At 56.6% G+C, this 23,458-nt stretch carries 22 protein-coding genes and 1 riboswitch; of the genes, 14 read left to right on the forward strand and 8 right to left on the reverse strand.

Going from position 1 to position 23,458, the window contains the following annotated elements; all coding sequences use genetic code 11:
- The first annotated feature begins 428 nt into the window (after positions 1–428).
- The 14 genes from AC01ZF_RS01410 to AC01ZF_RS01475 all read left to right on the forward strand — a co-directional run bounded on the left by AC01ZF_RS01410 (position 429) and on the right by AC01ZF_RS01475 (position 15,553).
- Entirely contained in the window at positions 429–788 is a 360-nt protein-coding gene (locus tag AC01ZF_RS01410) for a response regulator (protein ID WP_424676751.1), read from the forward strand.
- 349 nt (positions 789–1,137) lie between these two features.
- The gene (gene hisZ, locus AC01ZF_RS01415) at positions 1,138–2,577 is read left to right on the forward strand and encodes an ATP phosphoribosyltransferase regulatory subunit (RefSeq protein ID WP_424676750.1); all 1,440 of its coding nucleotides are present in this window, start codon (positions 1,138–1,140) and stop codon (positions 2,575–2,577) included.
- Positions 2,574–3,260, forward strand: coding sequence for a hypothetical protein (locus AC01ZF_RS01420; RefSeq protein ID WP_424676749.1), 687 nt, complete (start codon positions 2,574–2,576; stop codon positions 3,258–3,260). Before hisZ ends, AC01ZF_RS01420 begins: the two co-directional genes overlap by 4 nt.
- Entirely contained in the window at positions 3,257–4,270 is a 1,014-nt protein-coding gene (gene hisG, locus AC01ZF_RS01425; protein ID WP_424676748.1) for an ATP phosphoribosyltransferase, read from the forward strand. The genes AC01ZF_RS01420 and hisG overlap by 4 nt, the downstream gene beginning before the upstream one ends.
- On the forward strand, positions 4,267–5,292 hold the full coding sequence (gene purM, locus AC01ZF_RS01430; RefSeq protein WP_476575058.1) for a phosphoribosylformylglycinamidine cyclo-ligase: 1,026 nt from the start codon (positions 4,267–4,269) through the stop codon (positions 5,290–5,292). The genes hisG and purM overlap by 4 nt, the downstream gene beginning before the upstream one ends.
- A gap of 32 nt (positions 5,293–5,324) precedes the next feature.
- Positions 5,325–6,068: a phosphoribosylaminoimidazolesuccinocarboxamide synthase gene (locus tag AC01ZF_RS01435; RefSeq protein ID WP_424676770.1), complete on the forward strand. Its 744-nt coding sequence runs from the start codon at positions 5,325–5,327 to the stop codon at positions 6,066–6,068.
- A gap of 113 nt (positions 6,069–6,181) precedes the next feature.
- Positions 6,182–6,442 (forward strand): GlsB/YeaQ/YmgE family stress response membrane protein, encoded by a 261-nt coding sequence (locus tag AC01ZF_RS01440; protein WP_424676746.1) that lies wholly within the window; start codon positions 6,182–6,184, stop codon positions 6,440–6,442.
- A 147-nt stretch (positions 6,443–6,589) separates the two neighbouring features.
- Entirely contained in the window at positions 6,590–7,636 is a 1,047-nt protein-coding gene (locus AC01ZF_RS01445) for a [LysW]-lysine hydrolase (RefSeq protein WP_424676745.1), read from the forward strand.
- A gap of 173 nt (positions 7,637–7,809) precedes the next feature.
- Positions 7,810–7,950: riboswitch (cobalamin riboswitch) on the forward strand.
- A 171-nt stretch (positions 7,951–8,121) separates the two neighbouring features.
- Positions 8,122–9,183, forward strand: coding sequence for a cell wall anchor protein (locus AC01ZF_RS01450; protein WP_424676744.1), 1,062 nt, complete (start codon positions 8,122–8,124; stop codon positions 9,181–9,183).
- A 31-nt stretch (positions 9,184–9,214) separates the two neighbouring features.
- Positions 9,215–10,024: a hypothetical protein gene (locus AC01ZF_RS01455; RefSeq protein WP_428113251.1), complete on the forward strand. Its 810-nt coding sequence runs from the start codon at positions 9,215–9,217 to the stop codon at positions 10,022–10,024.
- 88 nt (positions 10,025–10,112) lie between these two features.
- On the forward strand, positions 10,113–10,724 hold the full coding sequence (locus AC01ZF_RS01460) for a histidine phosphatase family protein (protein ID WP_424674528.1): 612 nt from the start codon (positions 10,113–10,115) through the stop codon (positions 10,722–10,724).
- A 15-nt stretch (positions 10,725–10,739) separates the two neighbouring features.
- Positions 10,740–11,495 (forward strand): adenosylcobinamide-GDP ribazoletransferase, encoded by a 756-nt coding sequence (gene cobS / locus AC01ZF_RS01465; protein WP_476575059.1) that lies wholly within the window; start codon positions 10,740–10,742, stop codon positions 11,493–11,495.
- Between the two features lie 85 nt (positions 11,496–11,580).
- Positions 11,581–12,705 (forward strand): energy-coupling factor transporter transmembrane component T, encoded by a 1,125-nt coding sequence (locus AC01ZF_RS01470; protein WP_428113255.1) that lies wholly within the window; start codon positions 11,581–11,583, stop codon positions 12,703–12,705.
- A 160-nt stretch (positions 12,706–12,865) separates the two neighbouring features.
- Positions 12,866–15,553 carry a cation-translocating P-type ATPase gene (locus AC01ZF_RS01475; RefSeq protein ID WP_424674531.1) on the forward strand — a complete coding sequence of 896 codons (2,688 nt, stop codon included), beginning with the start codon at positions 12,866–12,868 and terminating at the stop codon, positions 15,551–15,553.
- A gap of 133 nt (positions 15,554–15,686) precedes the next feature.
- Here the strand turns inward: AC01ZF_RS01475 and AC01ZF_RS01480 are convergent, their stop codons facing one another.
- From AC01ZF_RS01480 to AC01ZF_RS01515, 8 genes are all read right to left on the reverse strand, one after another.
- Positions 15,687–16,499, reverse strand: a complete 813-nt coding sequence (locus AC01ZF_RS01480) for a hypothetical protein (protein WP_424674532.1) — start codon at positions 16,497–16,499, stop codon at positions 15,687–15,689.
- 128 nt (positions 16,500–16,627) lie between these two features.
- Positions 16,628–17,755, reverse strand: coding sequence for a glycosyltransferase family 4 protein (locus AC01ZF_RS01485; protein WP_424674533.1), 1,128 nt, complete (start codon positions 17,753–17,755; stop codon positions 16,628–16,630).
- Between the two features lie 62 nt (positions 17,756–17,817).
- Complete coding sequence (gene upp, locus AC01ZF_RS01490) at positions 17,818–18,447, reverse strand: uracil phosphoribosyltransferase (RefSeq protein ID WP_015940910.1); 630 nt, start codon at positions 18,445–18,447, stop codon at positions 17,818–17,820.
- A gap of 135 nt (positions 18,448–18,582) precedes the next feature.
- The gene (locus AC01ZF_RS01495) at positions 18,583–19,320 is read right to left on the reverse strand and encodes a response regulator transcription factor (RefSeq protein WP_424674534.1); all 738 of its coding nucleotides are present in this window, start codon (positions 19,318–19,320) and stop codon (positions 18,583–18,585) included.
- A 62-nt stretch (positions 19,321–19,382) separates the two neighbouring features.
- Positions 19,383–20,672: an ATP-dependent Clp protease ATP-binding subunit ClpX gene (clpX, locus tag AC01ZF_RS01500; RefSeq protein ID WP_424674535.1), complete on the reverse strand. Its 1,290-nt coding sequence runs from the start codon at positions 20,670–20,672 to the stop codon at positions 19,383–19,385.
- A gap of 56 nt (positions 20,673–20,728) precedes the next feature.
- Positions 20,729–21,394 carry an ATP-dependent Clp protease proteolytic subunit gene (locus AC01ZF_RS01505; protein WP_424674536.1) on the reverse strand — a complete coding sequence of 222 codons (666 nt, stop codon included), beginning with the start codon at positions 21,392–21,394 and terminating at the stop codon, positions 20,729–20,731.
- A 9-nt stretch (positions 21,395–21,403) separates the two neighbouring features.
- The gene (tig, locus tag AC01ZF_RS01510; protein ID WP_428113260.1) at positions 21,404–22,858 is read right to left on the reverse strand and encodes a trigger factor; all 1,455 of its coding nucleotides are present in this window, start codon (positions 22,856–22,858) and stop codon (positions 21,404–21,406) included.
- A gap of 168 nt (positions 22,859–23,026) precedes the next feature.
- The gene (locus AC01ZF_RS01515; protein ID WP_424674538.1) at positions 23,027–23,458 is read right to left on the reverse strand and encodes an NUDIX hydrolase; all 432 of its coding nucleotides are present in this window, start codon (positions 23,456–23,458) and stop codon (positions 23,027–23,029) included.

Consider the following 23,458-nt stretch of genomic DNA (forward strand, 5'->3'; position numbering starts at 1 on the left):
TCAGTTGCAACACACCCGCACCATGCCAACGACTACCGGCTACACCAAGCGCAACCCTGGCAGATCGAGGTCATAGCAAGCGCAACACCCTCTGTCATGTCGAGCGCAGCGAGACATCTTGCAGCCTACTCAGTCGCAACACACCCGCACCATGCCAACGACTACCGGCTACACCAAGCGCAACCCTGGCAGATCGAGGTCATAGCGAGCGCAACACCCTCTGTCATGTCGAGCGCAGCGAGACATCTTGCAGCCTACTCAGTCGCAACACACCCGCACCATGCCAACGACTACCGGCTACACCAAGCGCAACCCTGGCAGATCGAGGTCATAGCGCACACAACACCCTCGGTCATGGCGAGCGCAGCGAGATATCTTCTCTACGTTTTACCATCGGCGGTATGAGATTAGCGAAGGAGCCTGGAACGATGGCCAAAGTCTTACTTGTCGATGACGTTTATACAGCCCGTTCGATGTTTGAACGTGTGCTTCGTCATGTTGGACGACACGAAGTGCTCTCGGTCAGTAGCGGTGCTGAAGCACTGGCAAAAGTTCACGAATTTGCTCCTGATGTGATCGTCCTTGATATTAGCATGGCCGACCGCGATGGTCTGATGGTGTTGCGCGATCTGCGTGCACAAGGGATTACATGCCCGATTATTGCCCACACCGCACGTACCGAAAAGACACCGGGAGAGTTTGTCGCCCAAGGGTTTGATGCGTATGTTCCCAAGACGGGGAATCTGACCAATCTACTGAGTACGGTGCGCGATTTGGCAAAGCGATGACCTCCCGTGAGGTAGCAGCGATGCCTGCCTCCCCCCGTAACGCATACCGACGTCGGCGGATTGAAGATCACGTGAGCGTATCCTAATGATGTCGCGCACGGTCGTATTCTTTCCGCCGGCAAGACGTCTCTCCCCCCCAGCTCGAACTGTAACCTCCTGCTGAATAGCTCGCCTGCCGTTGTACGCACACCGAGCTACAAAAGACTGTTGTTTCGCGCGTCGCGCTTCCGCTTGTTATAAAGTAGAGTGAAGCCGAGCGGTAGACTGCGACCTTCGGCGCGCCAATCAATTCTTGTTCATATCTGAATCGGTTACAATAAACGCAGGAACGGCCAACCGAGGAGGAGCTGTGACCGTTGATCTTGTACGCGGTATGCGAGACGTGATGCCGGCGGAATATCTCACCAGCCGGCATATACAAACGATATTAGAGCGAACGATAGCCAGCTTTGGTTATCAAATGATCGATGCTCCGATCATCGAGCATCGTGAATTGTATCTGCGCAAATTAGGTGAAGATCTCGTCGGCAAAGTGTATGAATTTAGCTTTGGTGGGCGTGATTTAGCGTTGCGTCCCGAATGGACAGCATCGGTGCTACGGGCCTACGTGGCCAGGATGCAAGACCAACCGCTCCCGCTGCGGCTGAGCTATGCCGGACCGGTATTCCGCTACGAACGGCCTCAACGTCACACCTACCGGCAGTTTACCCAAGTCGGTGGCGAGATCATCGGTGGACTGCCACCACGGGCCGATGCTGAGGTGATAGCCCTTGCCTGTGCCGGGCTTAACGCAGCCGGAGTAACCGATTACACAGTACGGATCGGTCATATTGGGCTGGCCCGCGAGCTGCTCAGCCGGTTTGACTTACCCGAACGAACCCGCGGGTTATTGGTTTGGAGCCTCGAACGGTTACGCGCCGAAGGCCTCGCACCAGTACGCGAGCGTGTCTTGACCAATCTTGGTACACCACCGGAGGGTCTAGAATTGCCGGCCGGGCTTGATGACGCGCAGGCCGCACTCTGGCTTGAACGGGTGTTAGCCGCAATGGGGATCGATTTACGCACCGGTACGCGCAGTCCGGCTGAAGTTATCCAACGGCTGTTACGGACTCTCCGCCGCGCCGATGAACAACCGTTGGTCGAAGCAGCATTGGCACAATTGGCCCGCTTAGCCGCCATCACCGGTACGCCGCACCACACCTTGCCGGCCCTTACCGATTTACTCGGTACCGAATCAGCAGCGTTTCGCGAATTGCAAGCGATCCTCGATCTGCTCATCGCCCACGGCGTATCCCCCCAACAGGTGATCATCGATGGTGCCTTGGGCCGTGGTCTACATTACTACACCGGCTTGATCTTTGAAGTCTACGACAGCGAAGGTAATCAACTCTGCGGTGGCGGGCGCTACGATGATCTGGTCGGCGCACTCGGTGGGCGGCAATCTGTACCGGCGGTAGGTTTTGCCTATGGACTGGAGCGGGTGGTTGCAGCCGCAACACCCCCAGAGCCAACCGATCCGCCCACCGTCTTGGTGGCCGCCGTGAGTGATGAAGACTACCCGTATGCCGTGCTGGTTGCCAACCTCCTGCGAATGAGTGGTCATACAGTCGTGCTCGATGTGCGCAAACGCAGCATCAAAGACAACTTGCGTGATGCCACGCGCCGTGGCTTCGCCGCAGCGGTGATCGCCGGAGCTGCCGAACGCGAAGGGGAGTATGTCGTGTGGCGCGATTTAGCGACCCGTACTGAGCGGCGCATTACCCTTGCTGAGCTAGGAGAGGGGCTATGAGTACAACACTAGCATGGGGGCGTTACACCGAGCTGCTGCCGCTCCAGCAACAACAGCTCGTGCAGAAGTACCCCATTGCATGGTTGCCATGGGCAACGTTGGTAGCGCGCGGGTTGCATCTCGCCCAAGGCGCCGCCGGCTTGATCGCCGAAACTGTGGCTGAACGAGCAATGCACCGTCTAGGCGGCGTGCTGTATCCCGTTTTGTGGCGCGATCCTAGCCTAGATATACCTCTGTTTCGCCAATTGCTAACGGCACGGCTGCAATCGATCGCCGATCAAGGGTTTCAAATAGCCGTTGTAATCGGCTTCCCCGACAACGCCGAGGTTGATCTGATGTTGATCGAAACCGCTGAAGCGATGCTACGTCAGCACCATCTGCTCACACTCGCCGTATCCCCCCTCGAACTGGTCGATACCACGATGCAAGACCGCGGTGCACTCTGGGAAACATCGCTCTTGCTGGCAATTCGACCAACGCTGGTCAACTTGCATCAACTTGACACCAACGACGAACGGAATGTCCGCGATCTCGCCAGTCCATCGCTTGGTCAACAAGTGCTCGTGCTAGCCGGCGAACGGTTAGCCACCGCCGTGCATGACGTTTACACACGGCAGAATGTCGCCGCAGTAACCGCACTCTACCAACAACGCCGTGTACAGTATCAGAGGTCGATACCATGACGCTGCGCTTTGCCATTCCCTCAAAGGGTTCCGGGTACGATGCCACCATTGCTTTACTTGAAAGTTGCGGTTTGCGTGTCACCCGTGCCAACCCGCGCCAGTATACGGCTATCCTCCGCGGCCTGCCCAACACCGAGGTCTTGCTCCACCGCCCTGCCGATATTGTCGCCAAAGTAGCCGAAGGAGCAATTGATCTTGGTATCACCGGCTACGACTTGTTGCACGAACAGTACGGCGACGACGACAATGATGTGCTCATCATCATTGATGATCTTGGCTTCTGGCGGGTGGAGCTTGTCTTTGCTGTGCCGCAAAGTTGGATCGACGTCACCTCGTGGGCCGATCTAGCCGATCTCGCGGTTGAGTTTCAAGCCCAAGGCCGCCGACTACGGATCGCAACGAAATACCCGAATACGGTGCGGCGGTTCTGCTACACCCAAGGGATCAACGTCTTCGAGCTGGTTGAGTCGCAAGGCGCTACCGAAGCAGCTCCCAGCCTTGGCTATGCCGACATTATTGCCGACATTACCGAAACCGGTACGGCCATTCGCGAGAATCAACTCAAAATCGTCGGGGGACCGATCCTCCGATCACAAGCGATCCTGATCGGTTCACGCCGCTCACTCCGTGGCAATCCGGCCCGACTCGAATTGGTCCGACAGCTTTGCGACCTGATCGAAGCGCGCCGACGTGGGCGCCAGTTCTATTCGCTGACGGCCAATCTGCCCGGCACCTCCGTAGAAGAGGTGGGACGCAAGGTTACGGCACGCCACGAGCTAGCCGGTTTGCAGGGACCAACGATTGCACCGGTATGGAGCAAGTTCGCCGGTGCGAGTGGTTGGTACGCCGTCAATATTGTCGTGCCACAAGAGGAATTGTTACCGGCCATCGATTATCTGCGCAGCATTAGCGCTAGTAGCATTACAACCGTTCAAGTACAACATGTCTTCCAAGCCGAAAGCGAGGCGTTTGCGCGGCTCAGCGCTCGCCTTAGTGAGGAGCGATCATGAAATATAGTGCCGCCGGAGTTGATATTGCCGCCGCCACCCGGGCCAAAGAACTTATGACTACCGCCGTGCGCAGCACCCATGGGCCGGCCGTCTTAGCCGGAATGGGAGCGTTCGGTGGTTGTTTTGATGCCGCACTCGCTCTCGCCGGTATGCAGGCCCCGGTGCTCGTGAGCAGCACCGATGGTGTCGGGACCAAAACCTTAGTCGCCGCTGCTTTAGAACGCTACGATACGGTTGGGCAGGATTTAGTCAACCATGCCGTAAACGATATTTTGGTGCAGGGTGCGCGACCCCTCTTCTTTCTTGATTACATTGCCGTCGCCAAGCTTGATCCAGTCCAGATCGCAGCTATTGTCAACGGTGTGGCTGAAGGATGTCGCGCCGTCAGTTGTGCGCTGATCGGTGGTGAAACGGCTGAAATGCCCGATGTCTACGCACCCGGTGCCTTCGATCTGGCCGGTACAATTGTCGGTGTGGTCGAACGGGCCGATCTCTTGCCGCGCCCTGATGTGACTGTCGGAGATGCGATCTTGGCCCTCCCTAGCACCGGTCTACATACCAATGGCTACTCCCTGGCCCGTCGGATCGTCGCCCAACACTTCGCTACCGAAGGCTACCACGCGCGTCCGTCATTGCTCGGCGGACAAACCATCGGCGAGGCGCTCCTGGCTATTCACCGCTGTTATCTCTCTGAAGTGAACGCACTGCGCGCAGTTGTCCCGGTGAAAGCTCTCTGTCACATCACCGGCGGCGGGATTTACGACAATCTCCCCCGTGTGCTTCCCAAAGGAATGGGCGCAGAAATCGTGCGCGATAGTTGGACCGTTCCTCCGATCTGTCAGCTGCTTGTAGAAGTCGGTGGACTCGCCGAGCACGAGGCGTTTCACGCACTCAATATGGGGTTAGGCATGCTGGTGATCATCCCCGTCGAGTCGGTTGCCGCCGCTCAAAAGGTCGTTGCCGAAGCACAACTGGTCGGTAGAGTAACGGCCACACCAACAGTGCGCTTGGTCGACGGATAACATCTGAACATTCAGAGGAAAGAGAGACGATGATGGAGCTTGGTCACGTCCTTAGCGAAGGCAAAACAAAGATCGTCTACGCTCACCCAACCGATCCCGATCTCGCGATCCTCTTTCACAAAGACGGCATTACCGCCGGCGATGGTGCTCGCCGACACGTGATCGCCGGTAAAGGAGCCTTGGCAGGGCAAACGACGGCGAACGTCTTTCGCTTACTCAACCGGGCTGGAATTGCTACCCACTTCGTAGATGCGCCGGAACCGACGCTGACGGTAGTGCGGCGCTGTGTCATGATTCCACTCGAAGTGGTTATGCGTCGCGTACCGGCAGGATCGTATCTGCGCCGCCACCCGGAAGCTGCCGGACAACGGTTTGATCCGCCATTGGTCGAGTTTTTTCTGAAAGACGACGCACGTCACGACCCGCAGATCACACCCGACGAGATAGTAACTCAAGGCATCGCCACGCCCGCTGAAGTCGAACAGATGATAACGACCGGACAAGAGGTGTTTACGACGCTCGAAGCAGCATGGGCAACACTTGACGTAACGCTCGTCGATCTCAAGATCGAGTTTGGTCGGGCAAGCGACGGTACATTGCTGGTCGCCGATGTAATCGATAACGATTCGTGGCGGATCTGGCCGGGTGGTGATCCCAACCGTATGCTCGACAAGCAGGTATATCGGAACGCGCAGGTTGTTGATGAAGATGTATTGGCCGACGTATACGCACGCTACGCGCAAGTCGCCGAACTGACCGGACGATGGGAGGTTTGAATCAGAACAATTGATGCAACAGCCAATTGCCTTACAGTGCCGGGCCATGCTATAGTGTGGTTGTATGAGTCATCAGAGTTGCCAATGCAAGACGACAAGAAGGAGGATAAGTGATGACGCTCGATCCCGGCGGTATCATCGCATGGCTTTTAGTCGGGCTTATTGCCGGTTGGCTGGCCGGAAAGGTCACGGGCAGCTCGCGTGGGTTGGTCAGCGATCTTGTACTCGGTTTGATCGGAGCATTTGTGGGTGGTTTCATCTTCGGTCTGCTCGGTATTAGCGGGAATGCCGGTTTTTTCGGCAGTATAGTAGTCGCTACGATTGGCGCGGTCATTTTAATTTCGCTGAGCCGTGTCATATACGGCAAACGCTAAGTGACAGCGAACCAACTGCGTAGTCGTATAACCCCTTCACCGGTAGCGGTGAGGGGGATTTTGATATTTACAAACAGTTCCTGCTACTATAGGAACTGAGGATACACACTTGCCTCACAGGTTACAAAACACCGGTCAGGAGGTGGTATGAATGACGCAATCGAGTTTCTGATGCGACTATTACGCACACCGTCGGTCTCCGGACAAGAAGCGGCAGCAGTGCAGGTCATGGTCGAGCAAATGGCGGCGTTTGGCTGGGAAGCTTTCGTCGATGAGTCGGGCAGTGCAGTTGGGTGTGTGGGAACAGACGGGCCATTGGTCGTACTCCTCGGACACATCGACACTGTACCCGGCGAGATACCGGTACGGATCGTCGACGATAAGCTGTATGGACGAGGAGCGGTCGATGCCAAAGGGCCGTTGGCAACATTTGTGTGGGCGGCACGGCAAGCCGAGTTAGCCGGAACCTTACGTTGTCGCTTAATCATTATCGGCGCTACCGAAGAAGAGGCAGCCAGTTCACGTGGGGCACATGCAGCCCGCGATCGTTACCGTCCCGATTTTTGCATCATTGGGGAACCGAGCGGCTGGGATCGGGTTACGCTCGGTTATAAGGGACGGTTACTCGCTCACTACCACTACCACCAACCGGCAGCGCATAGCGCCGGTGAACAACGAGCTGCGCCGGAAGTGATGGTCGACTTCTGGCGTGCAGTTGAGAACTATTGCCAAACGGTCAATGCCGGACGTGAGCGATTGTTCGATCAACTCATCCCCTCACTGCGCCGGGTGAGCAGCGGTAGCGATGGAATAACGGAATGGGTAGAAGCAACCATCGGCCTACGTTTACCACCCGGTCTTGACCCAACAGTACTCGCCGAGACTCTCCGTCACTTGGCCGGCTCAGCCGACATCTCTTTTGAAGGTGCATGTCCCGCATTTCAAAGCTCACGCACCACGCCACTCGCCGGCGCTTTTGTCCGCGCCATCCGGCAACATGGTGGTCAACCGGCCTTTCTGCATAAAACCGGTACCGCCGATATGAACGTCGTCGGACCGGTGTGGCAATGTCCAATTGTTGCCTATGGACCGGGTGATTCACGACTCGATCACACTCCCGACGAACATATCGTGTTATCCGAGTATGGACGGGCCATTGCCGTGTTAGCCGATGTCTTGACGCAACTGCGCTGAGTATATTTTGGGAAAACACCTAATAGCAAGCAATTATCGAACACTTATTGTTGATAACGGTAATATACAGTTTATTTAGACTTGCAAATTCACAACAATATCTATTCGTCGTTGACGAACAGATGCATGTGTGGTACTATTGCCACAATTGAATATAAGCAACTGCGGGGTGTGTATCACCCCGCCGGTAGGGAGCCCGGAGGAAGCGAAGGGCTTAATTGGGGGAAGTCCGGTCAAAGGCCGGCGCAGTCCACGCTACTGTAGGTCGCCATTGGCGACGAGCCAGAATGCCCGTCCCTACTCGTTCGCTATCACACCCGCGTTGGTAAGGGAGTGAGGCGGTCGCAAGATTGGCATGCATTCTTGCCTTCGTCGATTCACACCCTCCACACGGCGTGGAGGGTATTTTGTTGCGATCAACGGGCGTGATCTGCGCGTGAGATGGAAGGGTAGGTTCGATCTGCAACGAAAGGACATGATTTGCTATGCGCCGCATATATGCCCTGCTCGTCACACTCATTGTGAGTCTCGTCGTCTGGCAACCGGTAATTGCCCAGACCAACGCCATTGAGGCGGCATTAACATGGGTTGCCGGTCAACAACAAGCTGATGGCAGTTTTGCCGGTTTTGGTCCCGGTGATACCGCCGATGCAATCGTTGCCTTTGTCGCCGGCGGGCAACAACCACCGGCGAACGCCGTTACCTATCTCGCCGGACAAGCGGCCACGTATGGAACCTCTTCGGCCGGCGCGACTGCGAAGGTCATTTTGGCTGCCGTCGCCGCCCAGCGCGATCCACTCACCTTCGGTGGCGTGAATTTAGCCCATCAACTCGGCACCTTCTACGATCCGGCAACCGGCCAATACGGGAGTGATGTCTACGGGCACGCCTTGGCATTGCTCGCCATCAAAGCGATGGGGGTTGAACCACCGGCAGCCGCCATCAATCGGTTGATCGCGTTGCAATTGCGCGACGGTGGTTGGAGCTTTGATGGGGCAGCAGCAACCGGCAGCGACACCAACACCACGAGCCTGGCGGTGATGGCATTGAGTGGCTATGCCCGCACCGCCGATGCACTGACGGCAGCACGATCCTATCTGCGCGGTCAGCAAAACCCCGATGGTGGGTTCCCCTACTCACAAACGTCGGCGTTCGGTAACGCCAGTGACGCCAATTCGACAGCAGCGGTCGTTCAGGCCATTCTTGCACTGGGCGAAAACCCGGACGACGCAGCGTGGAAGCAAGGTGATGCCACTCCGTTGAGCGCTTTAGCCGCATTTCAGAATAGTAGTGGCGCGTTCCGCTATCAAGATGCAATGCCCGACGACAACGCACTTGCCACCTATCAAGCCATTCCGGCGCTGGCCCGTCGGACGTTGCCGGTCGCAACCACGACGATCCCGACCGCGCAGAGCTTGATCGCACCTGCCGGCACGTTACCACGCACCGGTGGCGAACCGATTATACCCCTACCGTTGTTGGTTGTCGGCGGGTTGGGATTACTGGTTGCCGGGGTAGCGCTGCGACGCACATCGGCCCAAGTATGAATTTGTGACCGAAAGCTCTTACCAGTTACCTATGCGATCACTGCGATTTCTGTTGATTTTGTTCGCCGTCGCCCTCCTCTCCGGCGTAGCCGCCGCGCAACCGGCGGTCAACCGCGCCGGGATAGTAGTTCGCTTTGGTAACGGTGAAGTCTTTACAGCATGCGTGACGTTTAGCGAACCGAGTATCAGCGGTCTCGAACTCCTTGAACGCAGTGGCTTGCCGGTGATTAGTCAGCAGAGCAGGATTGGCGCTGCGGTTTGCAAAATCGGGGACGAAGGGTGTGACTACCCGGCTACAAGCTGCTTCTGTGCCCGCGAGCAGGGTCGAGTAGTTTACTGGGCTTTTTACCTGCGTGATCAAGATGGGTGGCGCTATTCTAACCTCGGTGCGAGTAATGTGCGGGTCGGTGATGGTGATTTACATGGTTGGGCATGGGGTCCAGGTGACACCAGTGGTGGGGCCGTTCCACCCGATCTTACCTTCGCCGACGTTTGTCTGCGGGAGACGGTAGCAGACTCGACGACAGCACCGACGGTTACGCCCAAACCGACCGCGAAGGCAACTGTCGGGCCAACGCTGACACCACCGCCAACCGCGACGGCACCGGTCATGCCCACGTCCACGCCCGTACCATCACCATCGGCAACTGCGACGGCACCGGTCATGCCCACGTCCACGCCCGTACCATCGGCAACTGCAACTGTGCTGCCGGCAGGCGGAGTTTCTCAAGAGACATCGACTACTTCAGGCGATAGCAGCCAGTGGTGGGGTTTTGTAGCATTAGTAGCCCTCTTGCTCGGAGCAATCGTCGTGACGCTCAGACGAAGGGGTGCCACTTGATCACACAGATGAACGGGTGCAGATGGTGTAGTTGGGGTAGCACGATCTCGTCATCTACCTAACCGTACCGACCTGGAAGAGCTTACTTATGCGCACCAGCATTTGGCTTGTTCGCCACGGCCAAACCGTTGCCAATCGCGCCCGTCGCTATCTAGGTCACGGTGACAGCCCGCTGACTACCTACGGTCAGCGACAGCACGAAGCTGTCGTCTGTCGCTTGCGAGCATTGCCATTCACCCACGCCATCGTTAGTCCGACCGAACGCACCCGCGCGCTGGCGGTTGCCATCACCAAACACCGCCCATCGATTGCTATCGCCGAAGACCCGCGTTGGCGCGAGATCGATCAGGGACAATGGGAAGGATTAACGTACCGTGAGGTACTTCAACGCTTTCCCGGCGATGCCCAAGCGCGCTGGACCGATGGGATCAACGGCAAACCGACCGGTGGCGAGAGTCTGGCCGACGTAGCGACTCGCGTTGGTGAAGCCTGGCACGAACTACGCTCACACTATGTCGGCGAACGAGTGATCGTTATCACTCATGCTACCCCTATCCAATTGGTACTCTGTTTCTGTTGTCAGACACCGGTAGCCGAACATTGGCGTTGGCGGATCGATCTGGGCAGCCTGACTGCCCTTGACATATACGGCTCATCGATCATTATCCGCATGGTTAACAACGTACCACCGATACGCTAGCGCATGGAGCTTTCTATGAACGAAATGCCGGTCCGCTCGGTCAATGGCTTCATCGAAGCGATCCGCTTTTTGACCATTATCCCCCTACCCGGCATACCGCCAATGAATGAACAGAGTGTGGTACGGGCCATCCCGTGGTTTCCGATAGTCGGATTGGTCATTGGCGGTGCGCTGGTAGCTACCGATCGCATAGTCCGCCCACTGTGGGGTGATCTAACGGCGGCAGTGATGGTGATGGCGATCTGGGGCATCATTACCGGTGGTCTCCATCTCGATGGTCTGAGTGACACCTTCGATGCGGTGATGAGTTGGCGGTCGCGTGAACGTAAACTCGAAATCATGAAAGATAGTCGGATCGGGGCGATGGGTGCATTAGCGCTGATCGTACTGATTATGTTCAAAGTAGCACTCATCGCAGAAGCGACAAACGTGTGGCCGGCGTTGCTGTTGGCCCCGATGCTAGGGCGATGGGCCGATTGCTATGGGATCTATCGCTTTCCCGCTGCCCGCGAAGGTGGACTGGGCCGGACCTTTAACGCGCAAGTACGTCAACAAGATCTGTGGTTGTCTTCGGCTATGATGCTCGGTGCGGCATGGCTTGTCGCCGGTATCACCGGAATCGTGGCTGCTGTATTCGTGTTAGGAGTTGCGCATCTGCTGGCAAGCTGGTGGGTACGCGATCTGGGCGGTCTCACCGGCGACACCTATGGTGCGCTCTGTGAAATCGGTGAAGTTGTGGCGCTGGCCGTACTGACGGCAAACCTGTCATAGGAGGTAGTGGATCGGAGACGGTACGTACCGACGATGTAGGCTATCACCCGCCCCGCGCCCAAAAGACAACGAAGAAGGATTGCGCATGCATACCCGCACGTGGCTGGTGTGGTTGGCTGCTACTACAGCGATCGCAATACTGGCCCCACACCCACTTTACCACCTGTTGATCATGTTAGCGGTCGGCTATGTATTCGTAGCGCGCCGTGATGATCGCCCACTGGCACGTAGTTTCCCACTGTTTGCCCGTGCCGGAGCAGTGATCTGGCTCAGTTACATTGTTTTTGCGGTGATCACAGTGGGTGGGCCACGCGGGGCCACAGTTTTGTTCAACGCACCGACATACCAATTACCGGTATGGTTAGGCGGAATTGTCTTGGGTGGACCGATCACCGCCGAAGCATTAGCGTGGGGAGCGACGCGCGGATTGAGCTTATGGACGCTTCTGCTGATCTTCGGTACGTTCAATGCCTTAGTTGATCACCATCGGTTGCTGCGTCTCGTGCCACGCTCACTCTTTCACGCCGGATTAGCCGTCACGATTGCCATCGCTTTCGCACCGGGACTAGTGCGCAGTGGGCAAGAAATTATCGCCGCGCAACGCGCACGCGGCCACCGCTTTGGCAGCATCCGGAGCTGGTGGGCGCTCGTCGGACCACTGTTAGCCGGGAGCCTCGAACGCGCATTGCAGCTCGCCGAAGCATTAGAGGCCCGCGGATACGGACGCACGCTCACCAAACCAAGTACTGGTCGTATGATCGGCCTGCTGCTTGGGCTTAGTATACTCGCTACCACATTGATAAGCTGGCTCTGGGCTGGCCCCACCGTTCTACCGATTATGGCTCCACTTGGCGGCATCGGGCTAGCACTCGTCTGGTGGTCGTCCCACCAACTCAGTCGGACCGTATCCCGAACGACGTATCGCCGTGAAAGGTGGCACCACCACGATACCATCACCTGTCTTACCGCTGTCAGTGCAGCCATCGTGATCGCCACGTTGCGGCTCCTCGAACCAACAGCTCTCGTCTACTACCCGTTTCCTCAAATCATACCCCCCACCTTCGATCTGCGCATCGGCGCTACCATCTTGGCCCTCGCCGTACCGGCCATACCGGCGCGCACATCAGCCCTGCGTCGCGCCCACCGGATCGTCGCCGACCGTCGTGCTGCGCGTCGCGCGGTCCAACAGCAGAGCGCATTTGCCGATTAGAGGCAGATAACCCTCTAACCGCCGGTTAGCAAACCGATCCATACGTATGGGTTGTATCACCACCCCCAACGTGCTATGCTCACAGTAAGGCGTGGCCTACCCTCACGCTGATACGTTTCCAATCGATAGCTCTCTGGCGGAAACACGAGGAGTGTTGATAATGGCAACATCTACCCTTAGGCGTGATGAAACACGCCCAGCTTGGCACAGCACCGATCTTCTTGAAGTGTACACACAACTCAACAGCTCACCAAACGGCCTAAGTAGCGCTGAAGCGGCTGAACGCTTAGCTCGCTACGGCCCGAATGAGTTGCAAGCTGCTATCCGCATCTCGCCATGGAAAATCCTGCTGGCCCAATTCCAAAACGTCCTGATCATCATCCTGTTGATCGCCACCGGACTCTCACTCTTGCTCGGTCACGGGATCGAATCGGTTGCGATTATCGTTATCGTGTTATTTGCCGTCCTTCTTGGCTTTATCCAAGAATATCGCGCCGAACGGGCAATCGAAGCCTTGCGCCGGATGGCGGCACCGAATGCAACCGTCCTACGTGACGGCAGCGAGCAGGCTATTCCGGCGCGCGAGCTGGTGCCCGGCGATGTTGTGCTCTTGCGAGCCGGGGATCGGGTGCCCGCCGATCTCCGGCTCATCGAAGCGGTCAATTTACAGATCGAGGAAGCAGCCCTTACCGGCGAATCGGTGCCGGTTGAAAAGAACGCAGCAGTGATCCTACCACCGACCGCACCGGTGGCTGACCGCAAAAACATGGTCTACGCCGGTACGTCAGTCAGTTATGGCCGTGGCCGCGGGATTGTCGTCGCCACCGGTATGCATACCGAGTTTGGCACTATTGCCACAATGCTCCAAACCATCGAGACCGGACGCACACCCTTGCAAGAAAATCTCGACCGAGTCGGGCACATGCTGGCTCGAGCAGCACTGGTCATTGTGGCAATCATCACCGTGCTCGGCCTTTGGCGCGGCCAGCCGCTGGTCGAGATGATCATCTTCGGGATCGCCTTGGCCGTTGCCGTTGTACCGGAAGCGTTACCTGCCGTTGTTACCATCTCGCTGGCTATCGGCGTCCAGCGTATGGCAAAGCGTAACGCCTTGATGCGCCGCTTGCCGGCAGTCGAGACACTGGGTAGCACATCGGTTATCTGCACCGATAAAACCGGAACCCTTACCAAAGACGAAATGACCGTCCGACGCTTGTTTGTGGCCGGGCGCTGGTGGGAGCTAAGCGGATCAGGGTACGCCCCCGACGGCAAGTTCTACTTTGCCGATCAACCGACTCCCCCTGATCCCGCGGTACAGCAACTGTTGCGGGGTGCCGCCCTCGCCTCCGACGCGCGCGTCGTTTATCGCGATGGACGTTGGCAAGCCCAAGGAGACCCGACTGAAGCGGCGCTCGTCGTAGCAGCAGCCAAAGCCGGTCTTGTCGTCGACGAATTGGTTCGTCAGGCACCGCGTATTGCCGAAATTCCGTTTTCGTCGGAAACTAAGCGCATGATCACGCTGCACACCGAGCAGGGCGTTACCGTCGCGTATGCGAAAGGAGCCCCAGAGGTCATCATCAATGCGTGCAGCCACTGGCTCTCGCCGACCGGCCTCGCCCCGCTCACTGCAGAAGATCGGGTAAGCATACTTGACGCAGCGCAAACGATGGCTAGTACAGCGCTGCGTGTCCTGGCAATCGCCGGCAAGACGCCAGCCACCTTAGACACTGCCGAACACGAATTGACCCTGTTCGGTCTCGTCGGTATGATCGACCCGCCCCGTCCTGAAGCGAAGACGGCCATCCAGACCTGCCAGCGCGCCGGCATTCGCGTGGTGATGATTACCGGTGACCATCCCCTCACGGCAGCCGCCATTGCTCGTGAACTCGGTTTGCTTGTGCATGGTCAGGTGATGACCGGGAGTGAACTCGATGCCATCAGTGATGAAGACTTTGCCAACATCGTCGAAACGGTCGATGTCTATGCACGGGTAGCACCGATCCATAAACTGCGCGTTGTCACTGCATTGCAACAGAAAGGGTATGTGGTCGCAATGACCGGCGATGGTGTCAATGATGCGCCGGCATTGAAGAAGGCCGACATTGGTATTGCAATGGGGATCACCGGGACCGATGTGACCAAAGAAGCATCAGCGATGACCATCACCGACGACAATTTTGCTTCGATTGTTGCGGCAGTGGAAGAGGGAAGGCGCATCTTTGGCAACATTAAAAAGTATTTGATGTATCTGCTCTCATCGAACATTGGCGAGATCACGCTTATGGCCGGCGCAACCTTTGCCGGATTGCCGTTACCCCTCACGGCCACTCAAATTCTTTATGTCAATCTTGCTACCGACGGCCTACCCGCACTCGCCTTAGCGGTTGATCCACCCGACGATGATCTCATGCAACAGCCACCACGCGACCCACGCCGTGGCATTTTCACCCGTCCTGTCGTCGGACTGATGATGGTAGGCGGGCTGTGGTCAGCACTGGTCAACATTGCGCTCTTTGTGTGGGCGATGCAGAGCGGGCGGAGTATGGTTGAGGCGATGACCATGACGTTTGTATCGCTCGTGCTCATTCAATTCTTCAAAGCCTACAACTTCCGCTCCGACCACCTATCGGTCTTTCACCGGCCCTTTGCCAATCACTGGCTGAACCTTGCTATCATCTGGGAATTGCTCTTACTATTGGCAGTGGTGTATCTCCCGTTTCTGCACGAACCGTTTAGTACCTTCCCACTGTCACCGATCGATTGGCTGATCATTACGCTCGTCGCGCTAACGGTGGTACCGGTGTTGGAGATGACGAAATGGGTGTTACGGCGACAAACCAACGGCTAACCACGATGCCCTGCCTAAGCGTACTACAGGCCGGTGAGGTGCTATTCGGGAATGTCGTAACTCAGTACCCGATTGAGAAGGCGGGCCGCCACGCGGGCGGCCCATTCACCCTACCGCTTCACTTGTCCAACACTCACAAAGCGCTCATTTCGGCAGGGTCTGTGGTTGCAAATAACATACGTGCCACCGGCAAATAAGCCGCAGCCCGGCGCACATAGTCGCGTGCTGTTGGATTCGCCCGAATAGCAACTGGATCGACGATGCCCTGATTGTGCCAGGCAGCCAGCGTGCGCCACGAGATAGGCTGACCTTCGATCGCCGCACGCCACACCCCACGTTCAAGGTTGGCGGCAAGATAGTTGATCGCGAGTTCGTCGTGGCTAATTTCGGTCGTAATCGCAGCGAAAAGTGCTCGTTGGTCGTGATATTGTCGCAGATCGATCTGGCTGCCTTCGACTCGTAGCGGTATGTGCAATATGCTGCCATCGGCGAGAGGCACCTCACCGGCCAAAATTTCAGCAGCAACTGAAGGGCGTAGGTTAGCCGGCCAGACACTGAAGTTTGCGCCTATCCCGCTGTTTACCTGTTGTTGCGCCTCTTGATACAACGGCGTCACCATCCGTAACGGCGGCGCCAGCTCTTCAGCCCAACCAAAGTTTTCGTTATAGAGAATGGTCGCCATGACAATGGCAAATTCGCGGTCACTCATCCCCGATAACTGCGGATGATTATGTCGTGCTGCGGCGGCCAGGATCGTACTGCGTGAGCGACGCATACGGGCAGCAAACTCGGGTCGCACATACGCTTCGATAGTGGGACCGGGTCGAGTGGGTGGAGCCGGGCGGACATACAGACCATCCTGGTCGGTATGGGCAGTTGGGGCACTCACGACTCGATCCACACCGATCAGGCAGAGCACAACGACGATCATCAACAAGCGTCGCATAGGTATTGCCTGTTGCTGAGCAATCCGATGTGTAGGACGTAACCCCTCTCATGATATGAGAGGGGTAAGACATACACAACAGTCTGTAGACGGAAGGCTCTATCGCTGCGATGGCAACAGCACTGCTGTTACAGTCGTGCCGCGTGCGTTGTCGGCTTTGGTTGTAAGACGATCAATATCACGAGGACAACCAAGCCCAACAGCACCAACGCAATGAGCTTCATGAGAGGGGTAAAAAAGTCGAGCAAACCAATGGCGCCAAAAGCGATGCTCAACCCGTAATAGCAGGCCACTACCTGCCGCTGACTCAGACCGAGATCGAGGAGTCGGTGATGGAGATGATCACGTCCGGCTTGCGCTGCCGAGCGCCCCCGTAAGGTCCGGGTTAAGATCAGCCAGGTCATATCAACCAGCGGCACCCCAAGCACAAGGAGGACGGTCGCCAATTTAGCTCCACCGATGAGGGCACAAATACCTAGCGTATAACCGATCGTCATCGCCCCAACATCACCCATAAAAATGCGAGCAGGGTGCGAGTTATAGAGGAGGAACGCTGCGCAGACACCGCTTAGCGCCAGCGGGAGCAATGCCACCGTGATTTGTGGTGGTTCGAGGGTGAGGGTATGCAAAGCCAAGACCACACCGGCAATCAACGTCACACCGGCAGCCAACCCATCAAGCCCATCGAGCCAGTTGACCATATTCTGCATCCCCACAATCCAGAACACAGTTGCGGCAATCGCCAACCACGGACTAAGGTTATGGAGATGGATTTGATACACGAAGGGAAAATTGAAGGCCGTAAGAATAATCCCGCGCGCTTCTGTTGGTTGGTCAAGTGCGTCAGAGTAGAGCGTATGATCCCACAAATACGGGCCAATGGCGACGAGCGCCGCAATGATATGGACCCCTAAGCGAGGCAACACCGGCAAGTCATAGAGATCATCGAGCAAACTGACACCGGCAATAATGGCAATACCGATCAGAAGCAAGCCGATCCGTAAGTGTTCAAACGGCGAACGGTGCAATACCGGCGTCAGCAGCTCAAACCCAAGACTGGCGATCAATGCGACGACCAACCCGGCTATCATCGCCAAACCGCCAACAACCGGTGTAGGTTCGCGATGCACGTGGCGTGGGCCGGGCTTTGCTACCCATCCTTCTCGTCGGGCCAAGGTAATCAGCGGTGGGGTGAGCAAGGCCGTAACGACGAAGGCGATCAGCGGTACACTAATCAGAGCCAGAATAACAGGCATGTGATCATCGCTTCACGTTCAAAGTGCGCCATCGGCAACGTATTCCAATACCGGCCAAGCAACTACCCCGTTCCAAACTGTCGGTCACCGGCATCACCCAAACCGGGCACGATGTAACCCCGTTCGTTGAGATGACTATCGATTGCCGCAAGATGGATCGCCACATCGGGATGGGATTCGCTCAGGGCTTTTACCCCTTCCGGTGCGGCAATCAAGCCAAGAAACTTGATCCGCTGCGCACCCCAACGTTTGAGAATATCAACCGCCGCGACAGCCGAGCCACCGGTTGCCAACATCGGATCGACAATGATTGTCAAATCGATATCAGGCTTACTCGGCAACTTATTGTAATAGGTCACCGGCTGTAACGTCTCGTGATCCCGGTAAAGGCCGAGATGCCAGACATGCACTGTCGGCAAAATATCAACAATCGCCTCAGCCATCCCCAAGCCGGCACGCAAGATCGGAATGATACCGATTCGTTCGGCTACCTCGAAACCTTCACAAGCAGCCAGGGGGGTCTCGATGGTAAGGGGTGCCAAGGCGAGGTCCTGGGTCGCCTCGTAAAACAACAACTGAGCAATCTCGCGCACCAATTCACGAAACTTCTTCGGCTCAGTCCGTTTACTACGCAGCAGCGCCAGCTTATGTTGAACTAACGGATGTCGTGAAACAAAGACTTGTGGTGACATATTCAATCCCACGTGCTGAATCTACCAAAAAACGCACAGACGCAACGAAATGGAAGCGAGGCGGCCTGGTATAGCCGCCTGCCACCGGTGATCGGCATTGCATCTCTGCGTTCGCAACATTATATTTACTCTTGGCTACGCGCGTTCGAGCTTATACCCAACTCCACGGACGGTGACAATGATCTTGGGCTTTGAGGGTTCGACTTCAACCTTTTCGCGCAACCGCCGGACACACACATCGACCAGATTCGTTTCCCCGACGTATTCGTAGCCCCAAACTTCACGGAACAGCACCTCACGGGTAAAGACCTGTCCGGCATTTGCAGCAAGAAAATAGAGTAACTCAAACTCCATCGGTGTCAGTTTGACTTCGGCGCCGCGCACCGACACCTTATGCGCGGTCGCATCAATGACCAGATCACCGACATGCACCAACGGCGGCGCAGTCCGCGCCTTTTGCATATCAACCCGACGTAAAATCGCTTCGACGCGCGCCACAAACTCGGCCACACGAAATGGCTTCGTGATATACTCATCGGCGCCACGCCGGAATCCCTGCACAATATCATCGGTGCCATCGCGGGCAGTGATGATAACAATCGGCACATCACTCTTGGCGCGGATTCGCTCGCAAGCGTCAAATCCATCAACGAACGGCATCATCACGTCGAGAAAGACCAGATCGAATTGTCCGCGATCGAACGCTTCGAGCGCTTCCATCCCATTAGCGACCACAACCGTCTCGTATTGCTGAGCTGGTAATGCCGTCTGGATCAGACGGCCAATCGAGGGATCATCATCGGCCACCAAAATCCGTCGTTTTGGCGGTGGCTGATCGGCAGCACGCTGAGTTGTACGATGGAAGAGTGGCATAGTCATTATCTATCGACGCCAACACTGATGGGCACCCGCAGGCATAGCTTACCCGTTCGGCGCTATACCGCCTCATCGAGCCGACGGCGATACTCGGACCGCGGCACCAGAATCGGGCGTCCACGCCCTTGAATCACTTCAGCATTCACGATACAGCGTCCGATATGCTCTTGTGAAGGCAGCTCAAACATCACATCAAGCAACACTTCTTCGACGATACTGCGCAATGCACGGGCACCGGTGCGCGCACTCATTGCCCGATCAACGATCGCCTCGAGACTATCGGGGGTAAACTCCAGCTCGCAATGATCGAGGGCAAACAATTTTTGGTATTGCTTAATAATCGCATTGCGCGGTTCGGTGAGGATACGAAGCATTGCCTCACGACTCAGCGGTTCGAGCGCCACGATCACCGGCAACCGACCGACAAATTCAGGAATAAAACCGAAATGCATCAAGTCATCGGGGATGATTTGGGCCAACAGAGCGCCCTCTTCTTCCAGCGGACTGACCGGATTGGTGCCAAAACCGATCAACTGTTTCCCACGCAGCCGCTTGGCGATGATCTTGGTAATACCCTCGAACGCACCACCGCAGATAAACAGCACATTGGTGGTATCAAACGGAATATACTCTTGCTGAGGGTGTTTACGACCGGGCAACGGGGGCACGTGGGCAACACCACCTTCGAGTATCTTGAGTAACGCCTGCTGCACACCCTCACCCGACACATCACGAGTAATCGAGGGATTATCGGACTTACGTGCAATCTTATCAATCTCGTCGATGTAAATAATGCCGGTCTGAGCGCGCTCCACATCGCCATCGGCAGCTTGAATCAGACGCAGCAAGATATTCTCGACATCTTCACCCACATACCCAGCTTCGGTCAGGGCGGTTGCATCAGCAATGGCAAACGGCACATCGAGGATGCGAGCCATTGTCTGGGCCAACAGCGTTTTACCGCTACCGGTCGGCCCAATGAGCAAGATATTACTCTTGCTAATCTCTACATCATCGATGCGGGCACCGGCCCGCACCCGTTTATAGTGATTATAGACTGCCACCGCGAGTGCGACCTTTGCTCGATCCTGCCCGATCACATACTGATCGAGGCGTTCACGCAGCTTGCGTGGCGTGGGCAAGCGCGCTGGGCCGGGCGGAGGCGTGCGACGGGCCGCCGGTACCCTCTGATCGTTTTCTTCGGCGATGATCTGACTGCACATCGCCACGCACCCATCGCAGATAAACACATTACCGGGACCGGCGATCAAGCGTTGCACTTCATCCTGTCCACGCCCGCAGAACGAGCAAACATACGGATCACGACCGGGATTACGGGTACGAGTCATGGGGAGTTCTCCAGACGAGCGGGTGGACGCCACAACCTGCGCCCACCCGGGCGTCATTACTTCTTCACATCCTCACGAATGAGGATTTCATCGATAATACCGTACTCTTTCGCCTGTTCCGGCGTCATGAACAAGTCGCGGTCGAAGTCTTTGGCAATCCGTTCAATCGGTTGGCCGGTATCTTTAGCCAGCAGCTCCCGCACCAATTGTTGGAGGCGGAGCAACTCACGTGCCATAATCTCGACATCTGGCGCATAGCCGCGTGCACCACCGCCTGCCGGGTGCATATGGATCGTTGAGTGCGGCAGGCTGTAGCGCTTACCCTTAGCACCACCGGCCAAAATTGGGGTTGCCATACTCCCGGCCATCCCAACACAAACTGTCGCCACATCAGGACGGATGTGGTGCATTGTATCGTAGATGCCGAGGCCGGCTGTGACCGACCCACCCGGACTATTGATGTAGAGCCAAATATCGCGATCGGGGTCTTCACTCTCAAGGAACAGCAACTGTGCAACGATCAGATTAGCAATCTGATCGTCGATCGGTGTTCCCAGTATAACGATCCGCTCCTTTAACAACCGTGAATAGATATCAAAAGCGCGTTCGCCGCGGCTGGTACTCTCAACAACCATCGGAATAAGCAATTCCGGTCGTTGCGAGAGCCATTCCGGACTCGGCATACTGCGCCATTCGTGGCTATAGCGCGTTGACCAATGCATAGGTACTCCTCACGTTTCATTCGTAGGACGGCTGGATGATTCCGCTGCCGTAACCGCGTCAACAGTAGATTCCAACGCATCCGACTGGGCAGCCTCGGTGGTCATCTCGGTCTGCTCACCACGAGCGATGGCCGAAATCAGCGCCCGCAACTTTTTATCGAGCACAATATTGGCAACCGAAGAGAGCAACTGGGTTGTTAGCGTTTCGCGGATCTGTGGACGACGCTCCTCCTCGTAGTCGGCCAAAATCCGCTCAATTTCGGCATCGATCTCTTCAGGAGTAACGGCCAAACCTTCCCGCTTGATCACCTCACTCAGCGCCAGCGTCACTTTTGTCTGCCGTTCAGCTTCAGGCATCAATTCGGCAACCGCCTGATCGTGACTAATCCCACGATACTGCAACACCTGTTCAAGCGTAATGCCGTAGCGGGCGAACTGCTGCTCCTGATCGTGCAACAGCGAATGAGCCAGCTCGTGGATCATCACATCAGGAATATCGAAGGTCGTCTGCTCAACCAGTTGCTCGATGTAAGCATTGAGCAGCGCCTGTTCGGCCCGTCGCCGCTCGGCTTCTTCGAGATCGGCACGTACCTTGGCGCGCAGATCATCGAGCGTGCCCTCAAAATTGACTAGCGACGGCAGTTCTTCCCACGCCGGCACAATGCGCCGCTTGATCCCGAGCAGTTCGACCTTGAACGTCACCTTCTTACCGCGGATCGATTCCTCGGCGTGATCGTCAGGCATGACGGCAACGATCTCTTTCTTCTCGCCGATATTCATTCCGATCAGGCCTTCATACAGCTCATCGACGAGATGCCCCGGTTCGAGATCAAGCGTCTCTTCCGATCCGGTAGGTTCGCCGTCTTCCTGCGCTTGAGCCGCTTCGCTCTCACCGCTCGCATCATCCTCAGCGGCCTCGTCCTCAGTCGTCGCGTCTTCGTCCTCAACCCGTGTGCTGAGCAACACCCGCACCTGATCACCTTGCTGCGCCGGACGTGGCTCGTCCAACTCTTGCAAGGTGACGTGCTCTTCGCGCATACGTCTGAGTTCGGCCTCAACCATCTCCTCGGTGATCGGCTCAACCGACATCGGAACGCGGATGCTGCGATAATCGCCGAGCGTCACCGTTGGTGGGACGGGGACTTTGACGGTGAAGACAAACGGCTCAACCGAGTCGATCCGTTCGAGTTGTGGCGGACCGACAACCTCGATTTGTTCTTGTTGGATTGCCTTTTTGTAGGCATTATTGATCAAATCTTCTGTTGCCTCTTCGATCAGCGCGGCTCGCCCGAAGGTGCGTTCAATTAGAAAGCGCGGTGCTTTCCCGGGCCGAAAGCCGTGGATTGGAAATTTTTGTGACAAACGGCGCGCTGCCTGATCGAGGCTGCGCTCGAATTGGTCTCGATCGACTTCAATCTGCAATGAGACGAGACTCTTTGGCAGTCTTTCGGTCGTAACTTTCACGGTAGTATCCTTACCACAATGCACTTGCAACACAACGAAGGCGCAGGCTCGGTTCAGACGCTTGCCACCAGCATAGCGGTGCGCCGTATGCTGCATTATAGCACGTCTGCTTGTCATATGTAACGGAGTAATGATGAATAGGCCGCTCACCTTGGTTGTCGGTGCAGATCACCGTCTTCCCCGCTCGATCCGATATGCGACACGCTGGAGCAGGGTACGCAACTGACGATAGCCGATCTGACGAATAGCATCGGAAAGCGGGACCCATGCCGCCGAGCGGATGCCTTCAGCCACTGCCGGCACCGGTGGTTCGGGCGAGGCACTGGCGAGAAAAAAGGTCACCTGTTTATCGCGCCAGTGTCCAAGTCGATAGATCGGATATGTGATCCGGTCAAGCCGTTCGGCAAGGGTGCAGACGATCCCCGTCTCTTCCGCCACTTCACGAACTGCTGCATCCTCATCACTCTCGCCATCGTCAATGTGTCCTTTGGGAAGTGTCCAAACTCCTTGCCGATCCTGTATCAACAAGACCAGAGGCCGCCCGGTCGCATCACGGGCTAGCACGACACAACCGGCAGCGCGAATGGGAGAATCCGTCAT

It is taken from the genome of Chloroflexus sp., assembly GCF_056331925.1.

Excerpts from the sequence above, each read along its gene's own strand:
- AC01ZF_RS01420 (WP_424676749.1), top strand. The coding sequence starts at position 2,574 with ATGAGTACAACACTAGCATGGGGGCGTTACACCGAGCTGCTGCCGCTC.
- AC01ZF_RS01480 (WP_424674532.1), bottom strand. The coding sequence starts at position 16,499 with ATGCGACGCTTGTTGATGATCGTCGTTGTGCTCTGCCTGATCGGTGTG.
- clpX (WP_424674535.1), bottom strand. The coding sequence starts at position 20,672 with ATGACTCGTACCCGTAATCCCGGTCGTGATCCGTATGTTTGCTCGTTC.
- AC01ZF_RS01515 (WP_424674538.1), bottom strand. The coding sequence starts at position 23,458 with ATGACGGATTCTCCCATTCGCGCTGCCGGTTGTGTCGTGCTAGCCCGT.
- AC01ZF_RS01450 (WP_424676744.1), top strand. The coding sequence starts at position 8,122 with ATGCGCCGCATATATGCCCTGCTCGTCACACTCATTGTGAGTCTCGTC.
- hisG (WP_424676748.1), top strand. The coding sequence starts at position 3,257 with ATGACGCTGCGCTTTGCCATTCCCTCAAAGGGTTCCGGGTACGATGCC.
- AC01ZF_RS01485 (WP_424674533.1), bottom strand. The coding sequence starts at position 17,755 with ATGCCTGTTATTCTGGCTCTGATTAGTGTACCGCTGATCGCCTTCGTC.
- AC01ZF_RS01495 (WP_424674534.1), bottom strand. The coding sequence starts at position 19,320 with ATGCCACTCTTCCATCGTACAACTCAGCGTGCTGCCGATCAGCCACCG.
- AC01ZF_RS01505 (WP_424674536.1), bottom strand. The coding sequence starts at position 21,394 with ATGCATTGGTCAACGCGCTATAGCCACGAATGGCGCAGTATGCCGAGT.
- AC01ZF_RS01440 (WP_424676746.1), top strand. The coding sequence starts at position 6,182 with ATGACGCTCGATCCCGGCGGTATCATCGCATGGCTTTTAGTCGGGCTT.
- AC01ZF_RS01460 (WP_424674528.1), top strand. The coding sequence starts at position 10,113 with ATGCGCACCAGCATTTGGCTTGTTCGCCACGGCCAAACCGTTGCCAAT.
- AC01ZF_RS01475 (WP_424674531.1), top strand. The coding sequence starts at position 12,866 with ATGGCAACATCTACCCTTAGGCGTGATGAAACACGCCCAGCTTGGCAC.
- AC01ZF_RS01455 (WP_428113251.1), top strand. The coding sequence starts at position 9,215 with ATGCGATCACTGCGATTTCTGTTGATTTTGTTCGCCGTCGCCCTCCTC.
- AC01ZF_RS01435 (WP_424676770.1), top strand. The coding sequence starts at position 5,325 with ATGGAGCTTGGTCACGTCCTTAGCGAAGGCAAAACAAAGATCGTCTAC.
- upp (WP_015940910.1), bottom strand. The coding sequence starts at position 18,447 with ATGTCACCACAAGTCTTTGTTTCACGACATCCGTTAGTTCAACATAAG.
- AC01ZF_RS01470 (WP_428113255.1), top strand. The coding sequence starts at position 11,581 with ATGCATACCCGCACGTGGCTGGTGTGGTTGGCTGCTACTACAGCGATC.
- purM (WP_476575058.1), top strand. The coding sequence starts at position 4,267 with ATGAAATATAGTGCCGCCGGAGTTGATATTGCCGCCGCCACCCGGGCC.
- AC01ZF_RS01445 (WP_424676745.1), top strand. The coding sequence starts at position 6,590 with ATGAATGACGCAATCGAGTTTCTGATGCGACTATTACGCACACCGTCG.
- cobS (WP_476575059.1), top strand. The coding sequence starts at position 10,740 with ATGAACGAAATGCCGGTCCGCTCGGTCAATGGCTTCATCGAAGCGATC.
- AC01ZF_RS01410 (WP_424676751.1), top strand. The coding sequence starts at position 429 with ATGGCCAAAGTCTTACTTGTCGATGACGTTTATACAGCCCGTTCGATG.